The organism is Jeotgalibacillus sp. 10bf12, assembly GCF_055597105.1.
Window position 1 is genome coordinate 3116909 of the sequence record NZ_CP200276.1, and the last position, 18967, is coordinate 3135875.

The 18967-nt window shown below is 44.1% G+C and carries 14 protein-coding genes, 1 tRNA gene and 1 rRNA gene; 4 read left to right on the forward strand and 12 right to left on the reverse strand.

What is annotated here, in order from left to right:
• Positions 1-199: 199 nt before the first annotated feature.
• Positions 200-1746: ribosomal RNA gene (locus tag DH10bf12_RS16310) — 16S ribosomal RNA — on the reverse strand.
• 290 nt (positions 1747-2036) lie between these two features.
• A complete protein-coding gene (locus tag DH10bf12_RS16315; RefSeq protein WP_471736280.1) occupies positions 2037-2921 on the reverse strand; it encodes a DMT family transporter in 885 nt (294 codons plus the stop codon).
• Between the two features lie 96 nt (positions 2922-3017).
• Between DH10bf12_RS16315 and DH10bf12_RS16320 the strand changes: the two genes are divergently transcribed.
• Entirely contained in the window at positions 3018-3704 is a 687-nt protein-coding gene (locus DH10bf12_RS16320; RefSeq protein WP_471736281.1) for an MgtC/SapB family protein, read from the forward strand.
• Between the two features lie 58 nt (positions 3705-3762).
• Here the strand turns inward: DH10bf12_RS16320 and DH10bf12_RS16325 are convergent.
• Positions 3763-3833, reverse strand: a tRNA-Ala gene (locus tag DH10bf12_RS16325).
• A 100-nt stretch (positions 3834-3933) separates the two neighbouring features.
• Between DH10bf12_RS16325 and DH10bf12_RS16330 the strand changes: the two genes are divergently transcribed.
• On the forward strand, positions 3934-4674 hold the full coding sequence (locus DH10bf12_RS16330) for an ion channel (protein WP_471736282.1): 741 nt from the start codon (positions 3934-3936) through the stop codon (positions 4672-4674).
• Here DH10bf12_RS16330 and DH10bf12_RS16335 read toward each other — a convergent pair.
• The 3 genes from DH10bf12_RS16335 to DH10bf12_RS16345 form a co-directional block, all read right to left on the reverse strand.
• The gene (locus DH10bf12_RS16335) at positions 4667-5068 is read right to left on the reverse strand and encodes a YugN family protein (protein ID WP_471736283.1); all 402 of its coding nucleotides are present in this window, start codon (positions 5066-5068) and stop codon (positions 4667-4669) included. The two genes, DH10bf12_RS16330 and DH10bf12_RS16335, sit on opposite strands and share 8 nt — an antisense overlap.
• Before the next feature lie 85 nt (positions 5069-5153).
• Positions 5154-6503, reverse strand: a complete 1350-nt coding sequence (locus tag DH10bf12_RS16340) for a glucose-6-phosphate isomerase (RefSeq protein WP_471736284.1) — start codon at positions 6501-6503, stop codon at positions 5154-5156.
• A gap of 333 nt (positions 6504-6836) precedes the next feature.
• A complete protein-coding gene (locus DH10bf12_RS16345; RefSeq protein ID WP_471736285.1) occupies positions 6837-8000 on the reverse strand; it encodes an iron-containing alcohol dehydrogenase in 1164 nt (387 codons plus the stop codon).
• Between the two features lie 139 nt (positions 8001-8139).
• On the opposite strand from DH10bf12_RS16345, the gene DH10bf12_RS16350 reads away from it, so the two are divergent.
• On the forward strand, positions 8140-8382 hold the full coding sequence (locus tag DH10bf12_RS16350; RefSeq protein ID WP_471736286.1) for a DUF378 domain-containing protein: 243 nt from the start codon (positions 8140-8142) through the stop codon (positions 8380-8382).
• Between the two features lie 74 nt (positions 8383-8456).
• On the opposite strand, the gene DH10bf12_RS16355 is transcribed toward DH10bf12_RS16350, so the two are convergent.
• From DH10bf12_RS16355 to pruA, 3 genes are all read right to left on the reverse strand, one after another.
• On the reverse strand, positions 8457-9701 hold the full coding sequence (locus DH10bf12_RS16355; RefSeq protein ID WP_471736287.1) for a Glu/Leu/Phe/Val family dehydrogenase: 1245 nt from the start codon (positions 9699-9701) through the stop codon (positions 8457-8459).
• A 92-nt stretch (positions 9702-9793) separates the two neighbouring features.
• Positions 9794-10984, reverse strand: coding sequence for an ornithine--oxo-acid transaminase (locus DH10bf12_RS16360; protein ID WP_471736288.1), 1191 nt, complete (start codon positions 10982-10984; stop codon positions 9794-9796).
• Between the two features lie 104 nt (positions 10985-11088).
• Positions 11089-12636: an L-glutamate gamma-semialdehyde dehydrogenase gene (pruA, locus tag DH10bf12_RS16365; RefSeq protein ID WP_404409601.1), complete on the reverse strand. Its 1548-nt coding sequence runs from the start codon at positions 12634-12636 to the stop codon at positions 11089-11091.
• Positions 12637-12812: 176 nt separating this feature from the next.
• Between pruA and DH10bf12_RS16370 the strand changes: the two genes are divergently transcribed.
• Positions 12813-14135, forward strand: coding sequence for an AAA-type ATPase lid domain-containing protein (locus tag DH10bf12_RS16370; protein ID WP_471736289.1), 1323 nt, complete (start codon positions 12813-12815; stop codon positions 14133-14135).
• A 305-nt stretch (positions 14136-14440) separates the two neighbouring features.
• On the opposite strand, the gene yugI is transcribed toward DH10bf12_RS16370, so the two are convergent.
• The 3 genes from yugI to DH10bf12_RS16385 all read right to left on the reverse strand — a co-directional run bounded on the left by yugI (position 14441) and on the right by DH10bf12_RS16385 (position 18913).
• Positions 14441-14821, reverse strand: coding sequence for a S1 domain-containing post-transcriptional regulator GSP13 (yugI, locus tag DH10bf12_RS16375; protein WP_404404516.1), 381 nt, complete (start codon positions 14819-14821; stop codon positions 14441-14443).
• Between the two features lie 77 nt (positions 14822-14898).
• Positions 14899-16836 carry a hypothetical protein gene (locus tag DH10bf12_RS16380; RefSeq protein ID WP_471736290.1) on the reverse strand — a complete coding sequence of 646 codons (1938 nt, stop codon included), beginning with the start codon at positions 16834-16836 and terminating at the stop codon, positions 14899-14901.
• Entirely contained in the window at positions 16823-18913 is a 2091-nt protein-coding gene (locus DH10bf12_RS16385) for a hypothetical protein (RefSeq protein ID WP_471736291.1), read from the reverse strand. Before DH10bf12_RS16385 ends, DH10bf12_RS16380 begins: the two co-directional genes overlap by 14 nt.
• Between the last annotated feature and the right edge of the window lie 54 nt (positions 18914-18967).

Consider the following 18967-nt stretch of genomic DNA (forward strand, 5'->3'; position numbering starts at 1 on the left):
CGATTCTCGGTTATCTTTCTTACTTTGATGTCGTTATCCAGTTTTCAAGGAACGAGCTGCTTTCTTCTCATAACGCTCTTACAATAGAAGAGACAAGAAAAAAGTCAGTGTTTTGAAGGTTTGACCCTTCAAAACTAAACAACCAAACAGTCAACAATCGTTTATGATCTGACCCAAAGAGCCAGTCATATTTCCTTAGAAAGGAGGTGATCCAGCCGCACCTTCCGATACGGCTACCTTGTTACGACTTCACCCCAATCATCTGTCCCACCTTAGGCGGCTGGCTCCAAAAGGTTACCTCACCGACTTCGGGTGTTACAAACTCTCGTGGTGTGACGGGCGGTGTGTACAAGGCCCGGGAACGTATTCACCGCGGCATGCTGATCCGCGATTACTAGCGATTCCAGCTTCATGTAGGCGAGTTGCAGCCTACAATCCGAACTGAGAACGATTTTATGGGATTGGCTAAACCTCGCGGTCTCGCAGCCCTTTGTATCGTCCATTGTAGCACGTGTGTAGCCCAGGTCATAAGGGGCATGATGATTTGACGTCATCCCCACCTTCCTCCGGTTTGTCACCGGCAGTCACCTTAGAGTGCCCAACTGAATGCTGGCAACTAAGATCAAGGGTTGCGCTCGTTGCGGGACTTAACCCAACATCTCACGACACGAGCTGACGACAACCATGCACCACCTGTCACCGTTGTCCCCGAAGGGAAAACACTGTCTCCAGTGTGGTCACCGGGATGTCAAGACCTGGTAAGGTTCTTCGCGTTGCTTCGAATTAAACCACATGCTCCACCGCTTGTGCGGGCCCCCGTCAATTCCTTTGAGTTTCAGCCTTGCGGCCGTACTCCCCAGGCGGAGTGCTTAATGCGTTAGCTGCAGCACTGAGGGCGGAAACCCCCAACACTTAGCACTCATCGTTTACGGCGTGGACTACCAGGGTATCTAATCCTGTTTGCTCCCCACGCTCGCGCCTCAGTGTCAGTTACAGGCCAGAAAGTCGCCTTCGCCACTGGTGTTCCTCCACATATCTACGCATTTCACCGCTACACGTGGAATTCCACTTTCCTCTCCTGCACTCAAGTTCCCCAGTTTCCAATGACCCTCCCCGGTTGAGCCGGGGCTTTCACATCAGACTTTTGGAACCACCTGCGCGCGCTTTACGCCCAATAATTCCGGACAACGCTTGCCACCTACGTATTACCGCGGCTGCTGGCACGTAGTTAGCCGTGGCTTTCTGGTCAGGTACCGTCAAGGTACCATCAGTTACTATGGTACTTGTTCTTCCCTGACAACAGAGCTTTACGATCCGAAAACCTTCTTCACTCACGCGGCGTTGCTCCGTCAGACTTTCGTCCATTGCGGAAGATTCCCTACTGCTGCCTCCCGTAGGAGTCTGGGCCGTGTCTCAGTCCCAGTGTGGCCGATCACCCTCTCAGGTCGGCTACGCATCGTTGCCTTGGTGAGCCGTTACCTCACCAACTAGCTAATGCGCCGCGGGCCCATCCTTAAGTGACAGCCGAAGCCGCCTTTCATAAAAGAACCAGGAGGTTCTTTCAATTATCCGGTATTAGCCCCGGTTTCCCGGAGTTATCCCAGTCTTAAGGGCAGGTTGCCCACGTGTTACTCACCCGTCCGCCGCTAACATCTGAGGAGCAAGCTCCTCAGATGTCCGCTCGACTTGCATGTATTAGGCACGCCGCCAGCGTTCGTCCTGAGCCAGGATCAAACTCTCCGTAAAGTGTTTGAAAAGCTCATTGTCTTTTTTGTTCGAAAAAGACTTAAAATCTTAAAACGTTGACGTTTGGTTGTTTAGTTTTCAAGGTTCAAATGTTTCCTTCGCATCAAGTGGTTTCTCACTCGAGCGACTTAGTCATCATATCTCTTTTCCCTTGTTGAGTCAACACTTTTTTCAAGAATTTCAATTCTCAGTGCTGCGCGAATCACTCTCGCGTCTCTTAAGGACAGATAATAATATATCACGGCATTTTGTATTACGCAACACCTTTTCGAAAAAACTTTCATTTTTCTTTAAGAAACTTTTATTCTTTTAATCGTAAGCACAAAGAAACCTAAGCTCAAGAGGATAATCATACCTCCTGTTAATTGTGCAGCACCGAGCGTTTCCTCCAAAATAAAATAAGCAAAGATTGCCGCTCCAACCGGTTCGAAAAGAATGGCCATTGAGATCACTGTGGTACTTACCCATTTAATCGCCCAGTTGAAAAGTGAATGACCAAATAAAGTTGGAAGGATCGCCAGACTCAGGAAGATGAGCCACTCATTTGATTCGAACGGTCCAAATGATTCTCCTTTTATCAATGCATATAGAAATAAAACGATCGCACTGATTGAGTAAACAATGAATGTATATGTAGTCAGAGACAGATGCTTACGTACACTTTGTCCAAACAGAAGATAGCCTGTAACAAATGCACAGGAGATGAGCGCAAGTATATCTCCAAATAACGCCATGCCACTCACCTGAAGATCACCGATGCCGATCATGACACTACCTGATATTGCAGCGATTGCGGCAATGACTGCACGCGATGAAATTTTTTCGTTAAATAAAAAGTATGCGCCCGCAAATGCAAATAATGGCTGCATGGTAACGAGTACGGTTGAACTTGCAACAGAAGTATACTGAAGAGATTCAAACCATAAGATGAAATGAAAGGCTAAGAGTGTGCCAGCTGCAGAGGTAATCAGCCAGTCTTTTTTCTTTAACATTTTCACTTCCTTCAAATGACCTCTCAAAAAGAATGGTAATAAAATGAGGGCACTGAAAAACATCCTGTAAAAAGCGATGACGCCCGGCTCACCTGATGAGAGCTTTACAAGAATCGCCGAAAATGAAACGGTTATCACACCAACCACAATTGCCAGTGGTGCTAGCTTTTCTCCGTATTGCATAGTTTAATCTCCTCTACCGCTGTATAATAAAAATAAGCACTGCCATATCCTTACTTTGATCGATTGATTCAATTTATTCAAGGGGGTGTGCTACAAATGATTAATGAAGAATTGTTAATAAAATTGGGGATTACTGCAGTTCTCGGTCTCGTAATCGGAATTGAGCGGGAACTGAAAAAAAAGCCTGTTGGCCTTAAAACGAGTTTAGTCATATCGATCGCAAGCTGCTTGTTAACCATTGTATCAATTGAGTCTGCTTATTCATTCAGTGGAGATAATGAAGTAAACATCACGATGGACCCTCTCAGACTTGCAGCACAAATTGTATCTGGAATCGGATTCCTTGGTGCAGGCGTTATTTTACACAGAGGGAATGATACCATATCCGGCCTGACAACCGCAGCAATTATTTGGGGAGCCGCCGGTGTGGGCATTGCTGTAGGTGCAGGATTTTATATTGAAGCGACGATGTGTGTCATTTTAATTATTGTCAGCGTGGAGCTTCTTCCTTTTATCTTAAAATGGACAGGACCTTCTCATTTCAGGCAAAAGGAAATCTATATTAAGGTGACCCTTGCAACACCAGCCACCAGTAAAAAACTGCTTAAAGATTTGAAGGCTGAAGGGGTGATCATTGAACAAATGAGGTTGAAGGATACAAAAGAAAAGCTTCATATGGTAGAGTTGAGAGCCTCCATTCCAATCAAACAGAGTGTGACGGACTTATACAGTTTGTTATCAGTCATGGAGAGCGTTGAAGGTGTAGAGATTGAATCCAGGTAATTGAATAGCTCCATATTTAAAAACCCTTGAAGCAAAATGCCTCAAGGGTTTTTAAATATGGAGCTAAGGGGAATCGAACCCCTGACTCCGCACTGCCAGTGCGACGTATTCCCGCTATACTATAGCCCCGCGCAAAAACTATTATACATCTAATTTTCATTCGTGCAATAGATGTCAGAATAAATTCCCCCTTAAAAAGGCAATAATGAAACTGAGGTGAAATTTAATGATGGTTCAGCATATAAGCAGGCTGCCTAAATGGATGTTTTTAATTTCCGCTGTGATTGCTTTAATTTTTTCAGGTGGTGTCCTGGCTTTCTTAATTGAGCCCGAAACTTTTCAAACAGTGGGAGACGGCTGGTGGTGGGCACTGGTGACAATCTCAACGCTTGGTTATGGAGACCTTGTTCCTGTCACAACAGAAGGAAGACTTTTATCAGCAGGTCTATTAGTGATTGGCGCAGGTTTACTTTCGAGTTATTTTTTAATGTTCGCTTCTTTTATCCTTCAGTCACAGCAATCTTTTAGAGAAGGTGCTGCGACCACTTCGAAAAAGAATCACGTAATCGTTGTTGGGTGGAATGCGAGAGCAAGCTATATTCTTTCCCGCATAAATGAAGACGTCATTATTATTGATCACACTTTAACGACTCATCCACTGTATGACCAGAGGCGGATTGATTTTATCAAAGGCGTGGCGTATCAGTCAGCTGTATTGCATAAAGCCTGTATTGAAACAGCAACAGAGCTGATTATTACTGCTGATCAACACCTTAATGAAGAAGCTGCTGATACTCATACAGTTTTAACAATCTTGACAGCAAAGCAGATGAATCCCTCTATCCATTGTGTAGCGGAATTGATCTCTACTCAATTAAAGGAACAGGCAATTTCAGCAGGGGCTGATGCAATTATCCAGACAAAACACGTGATCGGAGATGCTCTTCTCAGTAAGCACCGGACTAACTGAGAAGTCTCTCCGCTCTTTCAAGTGCAGCCTGCCCCTGATCAATTTGTTCAGAAGAAAGCTCCGCATCCTTATCTTCAGGCGATTGAAACTGGTTGAACGCAGCTGATACAGCACCGGATGAAGCATCCTGATCACGGTCCGGATCATATTGATGACACAATAAAAACGGCTGCAGCATTCTCACAGTACTGTCATCTTTATCAAGCTCTCCCCCTTCTGCTTCAAAAGGTAGTCTTAGAAAAAGGTATTCCCCCTCCTGACTCAATAGCAAATCAAAATATCCATGGTCATATTCCCAGCCACCACCTATGACATAACCTTCCTTTTTCAAACGATCCTCCAACAGTACAAGCGGATATTCTTTTCCTTCTATAGATGATTGAAACGTATACATCTCCCACACTCCTTTTGTCTGTAGGTTATCCACCAGTGATAAATGTATACAAAAAGGCTGCCCGTAACAGGCAGCCTTTTAAAAATTATTTCAGACGTTTTTCAAGCTCAGCTTTCTTTTCTTCAAAGCCAGGCTTTCCAAGTAACGCGAACATATTTACTTTGTATGCTTCAACACCAGGCTGGTCAAACGGATTCACACCAAGCAGGTACCCGCTCACTGCGCATGCCTTCTCGAAGAAATACACCATATAACCGAATGTGTAAGCATCCATTTCAGGAATTTCAAGAATCAGGTTCGGTACACCGCCATCAGTGTGTGCAAGCAGTGTTCCTTCAAATGCTTTGTTATTAACAAAGTCTACTGTTTCTCCAGCGAGGTAGTTCAGTCCGTCAAGATCGCTTTCAGCTTCTTCGATTGTCAGTTCATGGCGTGAATTTTTAACTTTCACAACTGTTTCAAAGATATCACGGCGTCCTTCCTGAACATACTGACCTAGTGAGTGAAGATCTGTAGAGAAGTTTGCTGACGCAGGGAAAATTCCTTTGAGATCCTTCCCTTCACTTTCACCGAATAGCTGCTTCCACCATTCATTGAAATATTGAAGCCCCGGCTCATAGTTGATCAGCATTTCAACTGTTTTTCCTTTGTTATAAAGGACGTTGCGGATTGCAGCATACTGATAAGCACCGTTCTCTGAAAGGTCAGAAGAACTGTATGCTTCACGTGCATCAGCAGCACCCTTCATCATCGCTTCAATATCTATACCTGCTGCTGCGATCGGCAGTAGTCCTACTGCTGTAAGCACAGAGTAACGGCCGCCAACATCATCAGGCACGACAAATGTTTCAAAGCCTTCTTCAGATGCAAGTGTCTTCAGTGCACCTTTTTCTTTATCAGTTGTTGCATAAATACGTGACTTCGCTTCTTCTTTACCATACTTCTCTTCAAGCATCTTTCTAAAGATACGGAAAGCAATCGCAGGTTCAGTTGTTGTACCTGATTTGGAAATGACATTAATTGAGAAGTCTTTTCCTTCAAGCAGATCCATCAGGTCTCTCATATATGTAGAGCTGATGTTGTTCCCAACGAATAAAACCTGTGGTGATTTTCTCTGATCTTTAGATAGCGCATTGTAAAAGCTGTGGTTCAGCATTTCAAGTGCAGCACGTGCTCCTAGATAAGAGCCACCGATTCCGATAACTAATAGCACATCAGAATCTTTGCGGATTTTTTCTGCTGACTGCTGAATACGTGAGAATTCTTCTTTGTCATAATTAACCGGAAGATCTACCCATCCTAAAAAGTCGCTACCTGCACCTGTTCCATTATGAAGCGCATCATGAGCCTGAGTGACAGCACCCTGAAGGTATGTCAGTTCATGTTCACCAAAAAATTCAAGTGCGTTTGAATAATCAAAACGAATTGATGTCATATCGTTTTATCCTCCTTCGTTTTCTCTTTCTTCACTTTATATGATGTCTATTAGAGAATCAAGAAAGGTCCTGATTGTAAACGGATTCATTTAGAAAAAAGTTTGCTCTTCCTTATTCCGGCCGGTGATCTCCGTTTCAGGGGGACGCTTTCCGCGGCCGGGCGGTGAGCCAGCGGTCTTCACTATAAGCCTCACACGTCCCTTCCTGCGAGCCGCCCCCTTCCACTCCAATCACTGGCTGTGCAATCAAAAAGATGAATTTTACTAAGTAAACATAAAAAAGAAGTACCACACCGATGATTCAGTATGGTACTCCCTTATTAAATGTGTAATTTAAAGTGACGCAGTCAGGATCTTCACAACATCATCTTTATTTAATTTCTTGAAGTTACCGAACTCACCGTTGATCATTGCTTTATCTGCCATCAGATCGACTTTTTCGTCGTTGATGTCATAGTCGGCAAGTGTTGATGGTGCGCCGATTTCTGTCCAGAATTCGCGCAGACGCTGAATGCCTTCTTCTCCGATTTCACGGTCAGATTTGCCTTCAGGATCTACATCAAATACGCGGACTGCCATTTGTGCAAAGCGCGCTTCGTTGACTTCAAGGTTGTGCTTCATCCAGTTCGGGAACAGGATCGCAAGACCACCGGCATGAGGGATATCGTAAACAGCTGATACAGCGTGCTCGATATTGTGAGATGCCCAGTCACCTCTGTAACCCATCTGTAGCATGCCATTCAGTGCAAGTGTTCCACTATAAAGAATCGTTTCGCGCAGCTCGTAATTTTCAAGGTCATTTACAAGTTTTGGCGCCGTTTCAATCACTGTACGAAGAACACTTTCAATTAAGCGGTCCTGTACCGGTGTATTTGATACATTGTGATAATACTGCTCAAATAAGTGACTCATCATATCTACCATACCGTAGATTGTCTGATCCTTCGGCACTGTAAATGTATTTTGAGGATCAAGAATTGAGAACTGAGGGAATGTTGCAGGGCTTCCCCAGCCGTACTTTTCCTGCGTTTCTTCATTTGTGATAACAGATCCTGCATTCATTTCAGAGCCTGTCGCTGCAAGTGTCAGTACTGTACCAAATGGAAGTGCTTCGCTTGCGAATGCTTTCTTTGTTACAAGATCCCATGCTGCGCCGTCATACTTGGCACCGGCTGCGATCAGCTTCGTGCAGTCAATGACACTTCCGCCGCCAACAGCAAGGATGAAGTCGATGTTTTCTTTCTTTGCGATTTCAATTCCTTTTTCAGCTGTGGTCAGACGCGGGTTAGGTTCAACACCTGAAAGTTCAAAAACTTCAGCATCGATTTCTTTCAGCAAACCTGTAACCTGATCGTAAAGGCCGTTCTTTTTGATACTGCCCCCACCATATACCACTAATACTTTATTTCCGTATTTAGGAACTTCTTCTTTTAATTGCTCTACCTGGTCTTTTCCGAATATCAGTTTCACGGGATTATAAAAAGTAAATGTATCCATTGTGAAGCCTCCTTTTGTTGTTCTGTCCACTATTCATTATCTTTGATGAACGATTCGAATGCAATTGAGATGCTTGAGTGGAATAGAGAAGGTCCGGATCGCAAATAATAAAACGATTCCACAGTAAAGGAGGGATATCATGCATACAGTCCAGAGAATCGCATTAGTATTAACGGTAATTGGCGCGCTCAACTGGGGATTAGTTGGATTTTTTCAATTCGATGCTGTAGCTGCACTATTTGGGGGAGTTGAATCAGCAGGCGCACGACTGGTTTATGGATTGGTCGGGATCGCGGGATTGATCAACTTAGGGCTATTGTTTAAATCATGGGAGCCGGCTACCTATGAAGAAAGAGATCCGGCTACGGTTCCACATGTCTGATTAAAACGGAATGCTTCTATGACATAAACAAAGGGTTGCCTGATAGTCAGGCAACCCTTTGTAAAATGATGATTTTATACCCAGCCTCTGAAGCGGCTTGCTTCAGCAGATTTACGCACGCCTACCATGTAAGCTGCAAGACGCATATTTACGCGTCTGCTTTGTGATAAATCGTAGACCTGATTAAATGCATCAACAATTTTTTTTTCAAGCTTTTCATTGACTTCATCTTCTGTCCAGTAGTAACCCTGGTTGTTTTGTACCCACTCAAAGTACGATACAGTTACACCACCGGCACTTGCAAGAACGTCCGGTACAAGCAGAACGCCTCGTTCGTTCAGACGGTTTGTTGCTTCAAGAGTTGTCGGACCGTTAGCCGCCTCAACAACAATAGAAGCTTTAATGTTATCTACATTTTTAGCAGTAATCTGATTAGAAACAGCAGCCGGAACGAGAATGTCGCACTCGATCTCAAGCAGGTCTTCATTTGATAGTGTATTTTCAAACAGCGTCGTTACAGTACCAAAACTGTCTCTGCGGTCAAGAAGATAATCAATATCAAGCCCGTCCGGATCATGGATCGCACCATGTGCATCAGAGATCGCAATGACTTTTGCGCCGGCATCGTGCATGAATTTCGCAAGGAAACTTCCCGCATTACCAAACCCCTGAACCACGACACGTGCGCCTTTAATATCAATGCCGCGTTTTTTTGCAGCCTGGTCAATACAAATTGTTACCCCTTGTGCAGTTGCTTTTTCACGCCCCTGTGAACCACCGAGAACGATTGGCTTCCCAGTAATAAAACCAGGGTTGTTGAATTCATCAATTCGGCTATACTCATCCATCATCCACGCCATAATCTGAGAGTTTGTGTAGACGTCAGGTGCAGGAATATCCTTAGTTGGTCCTACGATCTGACTGATTGCACGTACATATGCACGGCTCAATCTTTCAAGCTCCCCCATTGACATTGTTCTAGGATCACAAATGATTCCGCCTTTTCCTCCGCCGTATGGAAGATCTACAATTCCACATTTCAGCGTCATCCACATCGAAAGTGCCTTTACTTCTTCTTCATCCACATCCGGGTGGAAGCGAACGCCGCCTTTTGTCGGACCAACAGAATCGTTGTGCTGTGCGCGGTATCCTGTGTATACGCGCGTGCTGCCATCGTCCATGCGGACAGGCATACGCACAGTCAGAAGGCGCATTGGTTCTTTCATCAGTTCAAAAACTGCATCATCGTACCCCATTTTTGTCAGTGCTTCGTGAATAACCTCTTGTGTAGACGTAAAGAGATTCAAATTTTCTGCCATGATTATTGTTCGCCTCTTTTATTTCAATAGTATGAATCGGCATTATTGTAACATAACCAGCGTATGAAGACGACGGTTTTGTTAACAAAACTTTAAGAAAGAACACGCGTGATTTTTTCGATTGCCCAGTCCAGTTCTTCTTTAGAAATGACAAGTGGCGGCGCGAAACGGATCACTGTTTCATGCGTTTCTTTACAAAGGAGTCCTTCTTGCTTCAGCTCCTCACAGTACTTTCTCGCAGGCTCTGTCAGTTCCATTCCGATAAACAGGCCGCTCCCGCGAATTTCTTTAATAATCGGGTTGTCAATTTTTCTGAGTGCATCCATAAAATAGTTACCCATTTCAAGTGAACGCTCTGCAAGTTTTTCTTCTTTCAGCACTTCAAGAGATGCGATCGAGACCGCACATGCCATCGGATTTCCTCCGAATGTTGATCCGTGTGAACCCGGGTTGAATACGCCAAGCACATCTTTATCAGCAACCACACATGAAATCGGGAATACGCCTCCGCCAAGTGCTTTACCTAAGATGTACATATCAGGATTCACATCTTCCCATTCACATGCAAACATTTTCCCTGAGCGGCAAAGCCCTGCCTGAATTTCGTCAGCAATAAACAGGACGTTATGCTTTTCACACAATTCCTTAGCAGCCTTTAAAAATCCTTTAGGCGGGAACACGATACCAGCTTCTCCCTGGATTGGTTCAATCAGAAATGCAGCTGTGTTTTTCGTAATCGCTTGCTCAAGTGCTTTAAGATCACCATATGGAATCAGGTTGATGCCCGGCAGCATTGGTCCGAATCCGCGCTTGTACTCTTCTTCAGATGAAAGGGAAACAGCTGTCATTGTACGACCGTGGAAATTACCGTGACACGCAATGATTTCAGCCTGATCCTTTTCAACACCTTTTACCTCATAAGCCCAGCGGCGAGCCGTTTTCACTGCTGTTTCAACCGCTTCAGCACCAGTATTCATCGGCAGCGCCATATCTTTACCTGAGAGTTCGCAGATTAATTCATACCACGGCGCAAGCTGATCGTTGTGGAAAGCACGTGAAGTCAGTGTGACGCGGTCTGCCTGGTCCTTGAGTGCCTGAATGATTTTCGGATGACGGTGCCCCTGGTTGACTGCTGAATATGCGCTTAACATATCCATATATTTATTGCCTTCAGGGTCCTTTACCCATACTCCTTCTGCTTCTGAAATAACGATTGGCAGTGGATGATAGTTGTTTGCACCGTAGCGCTCTGTTTTTTCGATAATTGTTGTAGAGTTAACCATTTTCATTTCCTCCTAATAAAAAAGGCAGGAAGAGACTGGCAAATACTGCCCACTTTACAGACGCATCTGTTCAATCTCTTACCTGCTGGCTTAATGTTTAAAGCTTAAAGCATTTCTGAAGTTGTTTTTGCCTGCATGTGAAGTGTCAGGTAATCCGGTCCACCGGCTTTTGAATCTGTACCGGACATGTCGAATCCGCCAAATGGCTGGTAGCCGACAATCGCACCAGTACAGCCGCGGTTGAAGTACAGGTTACCAACATGGAAATCTTCACGTGCCTGCTCCTGGTGCATGCGGTTATTTGTAATGACAGCACCAGTCAGCCCGTATTCAGTATCGTTTGCAATGTCAATTGCTTCATCAAACGTTTTTGCTTTTGTCATTGCAACAACCGGTCCGAAAATCTCTTCCTGCATGATACGCGCTTTCGGATCAACGTCAGCGAATACCGTTGGCTTAATGAAGAAGCCTTTGCTGCTGTCGCCTTCTCCACCTGCTACAAGACGTCCTTCTTCCTTACCAATATCAATATACCCCATAATCTTATCAAATGCAGCCTGATCAATGACAGGTCCCATGAAAGTATCTGGAGATTTTGTTTCACCAAGAGATAGTTCTTTCGTCAATTCAACAACGCGGTCAAGTACCTGGTCGTAAACATCTTCAAGCACGACTGCTCTTGAACATGCAGAACATTTTTGGCCACTGAAGCCGAATGCTGACTTTACAATTGATTGTGCTGCCAGTTCAAGATCTGCTTCACTGTCAACAACGATTGTATCCTTACCGCCCATTTCAACAATAACGCGCTTCAGCCAAACCTGGCCGTCCTGCACTTTTGCGGCTCTTTCATAAATGCGTGTACCTACGTCGCGCGATCCAGTGAAAGAGATGAAACGTGTTCTCGGGTGGTCTACAAGGTAGTCGCCCACTTCTTTACCGCTGCCCGGGATATAGTTAACGACCCCTTTAGGCATACCTGCTTCTTCAAGCACTTCTACAAATTTCGCTGCTACAACAGGTGTTGTTGATGCAGGCTTCAGAAGAACTGTGTTCCCAGTTACCATTGCTGCAACTGCAGTTCCTGCCATGATTGCAAATGCGAAGTTCCATGGTGAGATGACTACGCCCACACCAAGTGGAATGTAATGATACTGGTTGAATTCGCCAGGACGGCTTTCTACTTTCTTGCCTTCCTTCATTGCGCGCATTTCGCGGCCATAATACTCCATGAAATCTATTGCTTCAGCTGTATCAGCGTCCGCTTCATTCCAAGGCTTACCTGCTTCCTTTACAAGCAGTGCAGAGAACTCATGCTTGCGGCGTCTGACGATTGCTGCTGCACGGAAAAGAATGTCAGCACGTACTTCAGGCTTCACTTTTCTCCACGTTTTGAACGCTTCATCTGCAGCCTGCATTGCTTTTTCTGCAAGCTCCTGGTTCGCTTTTGATACACGGCCTACAACTTCATCCTTCTTTGCAGGGTTATAAGATACAATTTTGTCTTCTGTCACAACACGCTGCCCATCAATGATCAGCGGATAATCCTGCCCTAAATATCCTTCAACGGTTTTCATACCGTCTTCGAATGCTTTTTTGTTTTCTTTTACTGAAAAGTCAGTAAACGGCTCATGCTTGTAAGGAATCATAATAAACCTCCTAATTAGTTAAGTATTGGGGTCTAACGCAAAAAATATTTGCAGTTAGAAAACCCTTACATATATAATAATGCAAAAGATGATTGCATTTTTCAAGTATTTTCTCTTTTCAAATAATTAAAAAACCAATCTATGTTGCAGAGCTGCATCATGAAAGGAGCGAAAAGATCTTGCACTCAATTCAGCATTCAGCTTTTATCTCATCAATGATTGATGTGATTGACCGTGGTATCCACGTTGTAGATGCGAATGGCAGAACCGTTTTTTATAATCAGAAAATGCGGGAAATGGAAGGCACAGGTGACATTGACCTGCTTGACAAACGCCTGCTTGACGTCTTTCAATTTCATCCTGACGAGCAGAGCACGCTGCTCCAGGCGCTGACATTAAAAGAACCGATTCTGAATGTCCAGCAGTCCTACTTTAATATAAAAGGTCATGAAATTACTGCGATCAATGATACGTATCCACTCATTATAGACGGCTCAGTTCTAGGCGCAATAGAAATAGCAAGGGAAGTAACAGCTGTAGAACATGACATCAGCCCACATAAAAAGCTCTCATCATTTGATCACTGGGCAGGCACTTCCCCTCTGATCCAGCAGATGATTGCTGAAGGAAAACGCGCTGCAGAGAGCGATGACTTTTTACTGCTTTGCGGGGAAGCTGGTACCGGAAAAGAACTGCTTGCACAAAGTATTCATTTGGAGCGTGGGCTGCATGAAAGCAGCTTTATCGGAATTGATTTCAGAAGTTCTTCTGAAGTACGGAGTGAGCGGTTTATCGAGGACCTGCATAGCAGCGGGAAAAAGACATTTTTCATGGGGCATGCAGAATATTTACCACTACAACTGCAAAAGAGCCTTGCAGAAAGATTAATGGTTGAAAAGCGGAAACTGCGTGAAGAACGGGAACATGTGATTTTGACGCTGAGTGAGGACCCGATTGATGCGATTCAATCGGGTAAGCTATTAAAAGAGCTTTACTATGTCATCAGTGAACGGACTGTTTTTGTACCGGCTTTACGGGAGCGAAAGGAAGATATCAGCGAGCTCGTTCAATATTTTATTGAACAATTCAATATCCGTTTTCAAACAGCGGTTTCAGGAACCGGGGATGAAGTGCTGAAGCTTTTCAGGGAGTATGACTGGCCCGGAAATGTCAGAGAGCTTGAGCATGTCATGGAAGCATCTATGCTCGCACTCGGCAGTGAAGATCAGGTTTCCTATTCCCACCTGCCCCATTATTTCAGATTGAAGTTTGATGATCCTGCAAGCAGTATGCCTGCACTGGATGGGTCAGCTTTCATGGTGAAAGAAGGAAAGGCATCCCAGACACTCGACAGCTTTTTACATGAAGCGGAATCATATTATATTCAAAAGTCGCTTCAGTATCATGATTTTAATATTACGAAAACAGCAGATGCACTCGGGATGAGCAGACAGAATCTGCAGTACCGGATGAAGAAGCATGGGTTGAAGATAAAGGGGTAGAGGGTAGAGAGTTTGTGGGTTTTGGGGGCGGCGTTGGGCGGCGAATCAATGCAAAAGGTGATGGAATAAATAGATTGCTGATCGAATTACCGGCATTGATGATAGAATTATTCCCTCCCGCTACGCCGGAAGCTGAAATCCACCAAAAGCTGATGGAATAACTTCCAAAGATGATTGAATTATCTAAAAGGTGATCGAATTAACGCCACGACAGCACTCAACGCACGACGACACCACCAGCGCACCAGCCATTCAACAAAAAAAGACTCACGCGGCAACTCCGCATGAGTCTTTTGTACATTCTATTATCGCTTCATGTCAGACTGATCGATCCACTCCTGAAGCTTGTCCTTCAGGCTGTTGAAACCTGTAGTATCTTCAGTGTGTGATACAGACTTAGAAGGCTGAGCACGGCGCTCTTTGCGCTGTGGCTTTTCAGGCGCTTCTTCAGTTGCACGGATTGAAAGGCTGTATTTACCAGCATTTTCATCAACAGAAAGAACTTTTACGTTAACTTCCTGACCTACTGTAAGGTGATCGTTAATGTCGTTAACGAAACCGTGTGTTACTTCTGAAATGTGTACTAGACCTTGTGTATTTTCATCAAGTGCAACGAACGCACCGTATGGCTGAATTCCTGTAACTTTACCTTTTAGTTCTTGACCTGCTTCGAATTTTGTAGACATAGAAATCTCTCCTATAACCGATTATTTTTTTATCGTTTTCACGCAATTATTGATTATATCACAAGTCGAATACAAAATCAAAACCACGTTAAATGTTCAGGAGAAAATTCGGCCTTCCATACACCATTTATTTCCTGCATCACAATCTGACGTTCTGTGAAATTGTCACCTGATAATGTGACGATCGCTTTATTGTTTTCATATTCTGTCTGTATGCTTGTAATGTCATTCGCCTGCATCGTAATTCCGCTCCACGTTCCTTCATCTGCGTTTTCAAATGTTTCAGGAACGGTCATCATCGCTGCGACCTCCTGATTGTATAGGACAAGTGAGTTGATATAGAGCTGAACTGCTTCTCTTGGAAGGAAAAAGCTGATGTCCTGATCTTCTCCAAATGCATTCAGCATATTATATCTTTCCTGAAGCGTGTCGTTTAGCGGAAAATAGGAATCTGCTTTTCTGATCCGGTATGAGACCGGAACAATTGTATATAGATCCCTTACTGCCGTAACTTCATCAGAAATCATAAAATCATTTTGATCAAAAGCCTCATACACACTCGCAACGTAGCGGGCTACAGTATAATTTTCCTGATTTTCAAACGTAATCATCTGCTGCCAGACATCCTTTACTTCTGACCTCAGCTGACCGGATTCATCTGTGATGTCTCTCAAAAAATATTGAAATAGCTGCGTGTGATGAAACAGCAGTTCACTTGATAGGGTTTCAGTGCCTGCTGAACGTGCAAGCAGCCTTTCTGTCTGAAGCAGCTTATCTGCAGCCTGTGCGTACGTATAAGCCGTTTCGTTATCTTCAACATACGGCTGTGCTTTCTGCTCCTGAATCATATCGAGATATTCATCTGTCAGCAGTCCATTCATTACCCGGTTGATGGCTTCTTCCCCGTAGTTCACATCAAAAGACTGCTGATCAGGGAGAACAGTGACTTCAAATCCGTTCGCATTGATTTTATCAATCAGCGTCTGTGCATCATTTGAAAATTTAAAGTCTGAAAGCTGTATATCCAGGTCACTCAACTCATCCTCATAAGCAGCAAGCGCATTTTCATAAAGATCAATCATTCCGGCAGAATCGTAAGTAAATCTGGATAAAAGGTTGTCATTGGCTTCCAATATCCCAAAAGAAGTATTTGCCGATACGCGTGAAGCAGCATCACTGAGCTTTCCAATCGGCGAAACGAGACGGGAGGAAACCAGCTGCTCTGTCCGTCTAATCTCACTCAGCGTAGATGTTTTCTCTTCAGTTGTTTCTGCGTATTCTGTCAGTTCCTGCAGGCTGTTGACCTGGCCTAACACACTACTCACGAACTCCAGCTGCCACACAGCTTCTGTACTAAGTCCCAGTTCTTCAGAAAGTGACTGCACTTCATCATCCACAGTCTGATTCAGCACCTCAAGTTCTTCTTCCAGCAGCCCGTCAGATTCCATCGGCGCAAAAGTAGTCTCGCCAGCCTGCTGGTCCGGATTTTGAAACAGCAGCACGCCTGATATCAAAACAAAAATCCCTGCAGTAATCAAAAGCCATTTATTAATAGGCGTCCGTTTCCGAGCAGGCTCACTCTTAGTTTCCTGCTCAGGTTTTGAAACCGGTAAGGCCTCAGGAGGACGTTTCTTCACTTCACCGACCATGATCTGAATCATCCGCTCCAACTGTGGAGTTGTGAGCTCATAGCCAACCTGAGCTTCCATATTAACCCGGAGCTTTTCCAGCGCCATTTCAGAACTCGAATACTCCGTGCTGAAATAAGGAAGCAGTAAAGCGGCCCGGTCGTTAAAATCCAGCTTCTTCACTTCATGCCAAAGCTCTTCATCTTCTTCGTGTTGAAAATAATCACTAACGGCTGCCGTTTCAGCGTCGCCAGCTTTCCTGATCACAAAACTCAGCCGGTCTTCTTCAGTTACCAAACGTACTTCCTGCATGAGATCCGCTCTCTCTTCTTTTGTCATTCCTGCCGCAAATAAAAAATCATTGATTTCCTTTTCAGTCCGGAGCATCAGTATCACCCTCAGTTGCCAGCTTTTCAAATTGATCAGCTGATTCAAACTTAATATCGTACCAGTCTTCAGATTCAATGACTGTTATGTTTAACGTATTGTTGCGCTGCTGGACCTGAAACTCCATTCCCTGATCGGATGAAGAAGTCGGCATAACATCGCTTAGACGTTTAAAATCATATTCATGCTCGCTGACCATCTGAGCGAAGGTGTCATAGTCAGGAAGATCTTCCCCGCCCATTAATGAATAGGCCGTTTCTATATCTCCTGTCTCAAGCGCCTGCAGGTAAAATAGAACGACCACCTGCGGGTGAAGAAATTCAATGCTTTCATAGCCTTCATTGACATAAATCTTATACAGCTCTTCTAGATATCCGCTAAGCGGCATAATCATAGAAGTTGAATAACTGAAATAATGCATCGGATCGATATAGTCACTAAATGGAGAAATAGAGATTTCCCCGAAATCATTTAACAACTCATAATTATTATCTTCAGCAATCCGCTGATTCAGTGAAACCACTTTTCTCAGCATTGAACCTTCAAATTTTTCCTCACTTAAAATATAGCGCCAGATCTCCCTGTATTCTTCCGGAATGTTAGTTCCTTCTGAGAGCGAAAGCCCTCCTAAAGAAACGATCGATCTGATCTGTTCAATATATTGAAAACTCAAAGAAAATGGCACATGGAGTTCATGTTTCATCTCGTGATCTTCCAAATCGTCATTGACCGAATCCTGAAGATTGAAAAACATGGCGATCTCATCTTCAATCTCAAGCAGCTTTTCGGAAATTTCAGTTAAAGTTTCAGGCTGATTGTTCGTGTGAAGTCCCATCCTTGACCCAATCTCATGAAGTGAAGTAAGGAACTGCTGGTAATCCGGATGGAGATAGTCTGTCTGGGAAATAAATTCGGCTCCGCCATAGTAAACCGTTGATGCCAGCTGCTCGTCTGTCTTATCAAACGATACTTCCATACCATTTGCTGAGATCGTGTTAAATAAATCACTGTGATTTTCTCTTAGTTCCGCTTCAGAATAGTTGTTTTCATGAATCAGATGATTTAACTTTCTTTCATAAGCAATTAAAAAGTCCGGGCCCGCATGAAGGAACATGCTGACTGCCTGATCACTTCTAATCAGATGGCTATCAGAATTCACACCATCCGCCTTTTCATAGAAATCCTGCAGAATGATCATTGGTGGCTGCATCTGCGAAAGAATATCGGCTGTCATTTGTTTCATCTGATTAGCATCAGGTCCTGAAATACCCGCGTCCCTCTTCATCATGCCTCTGATATAACTGATGTGTGATTCAGCCTGCTGTGTAACCATCAGAAAATCAAGCTCTTCATCCGTAAGACTTAGTGCTTCCTTCAGACGTTCTCTGCTTTCTGATAGCTTAGTTTCGAACTCCTCTATCTCTTCGTCTGTAAACGCCTTTTCATTGTCAGACTCATCTTCTGCAGTTTCTTCTTCTCCGGCACTCTGACCATCATCCGGAACAGGTGGATCATTTAGCAAAAACACTGAGACTGAAAGCAGTCCAGTCACCAGAACGGCAGATGTAATCATTTTTACTGTTTTCTGCTTTCCTGCAGGCTTCTCTTCGGCTGGAACATTGTTCTCCGGAACTGCTTTTCTCGATTCAGGCATTTCTATTTTGTCGTATGCTGGTTTTATGAAATTGAGAAGCTTTAAAGTCTGTTGTTTGTCTGTATGAAGATCATCAGAAAGCCTGGAGAGACCTTCTTCATAATCATCTGTACTGATCATTTTCTGGAGGTTATCTGTATGATGAAAAACAGTCAGCACGACAGCTGCTTTTAATGCAAACGGCAGCTTTTGCAGCGCTTCATGAATGTCCTGGTCATCTGCGTGTGGAGACACCGATTCGATTTCCGTCTGAATCGGTTCAGCTTCATTTAAAATGAATTTTATCCACTCGGATTTGTTTTCAGGATCAACTGCAAAGATTTCACCACTGATTCTTTGACGTTCAGATTCGGGCAGACCAAGCTGGATCATGAGCTGCTCCGTTTTATTTTTCCAGTAAGGATCTTCCATTGAAAAACGCATCATTTCACCCCTATTAATTACCATTATACAGAACTTCACAGGGCGTTTGGTCCA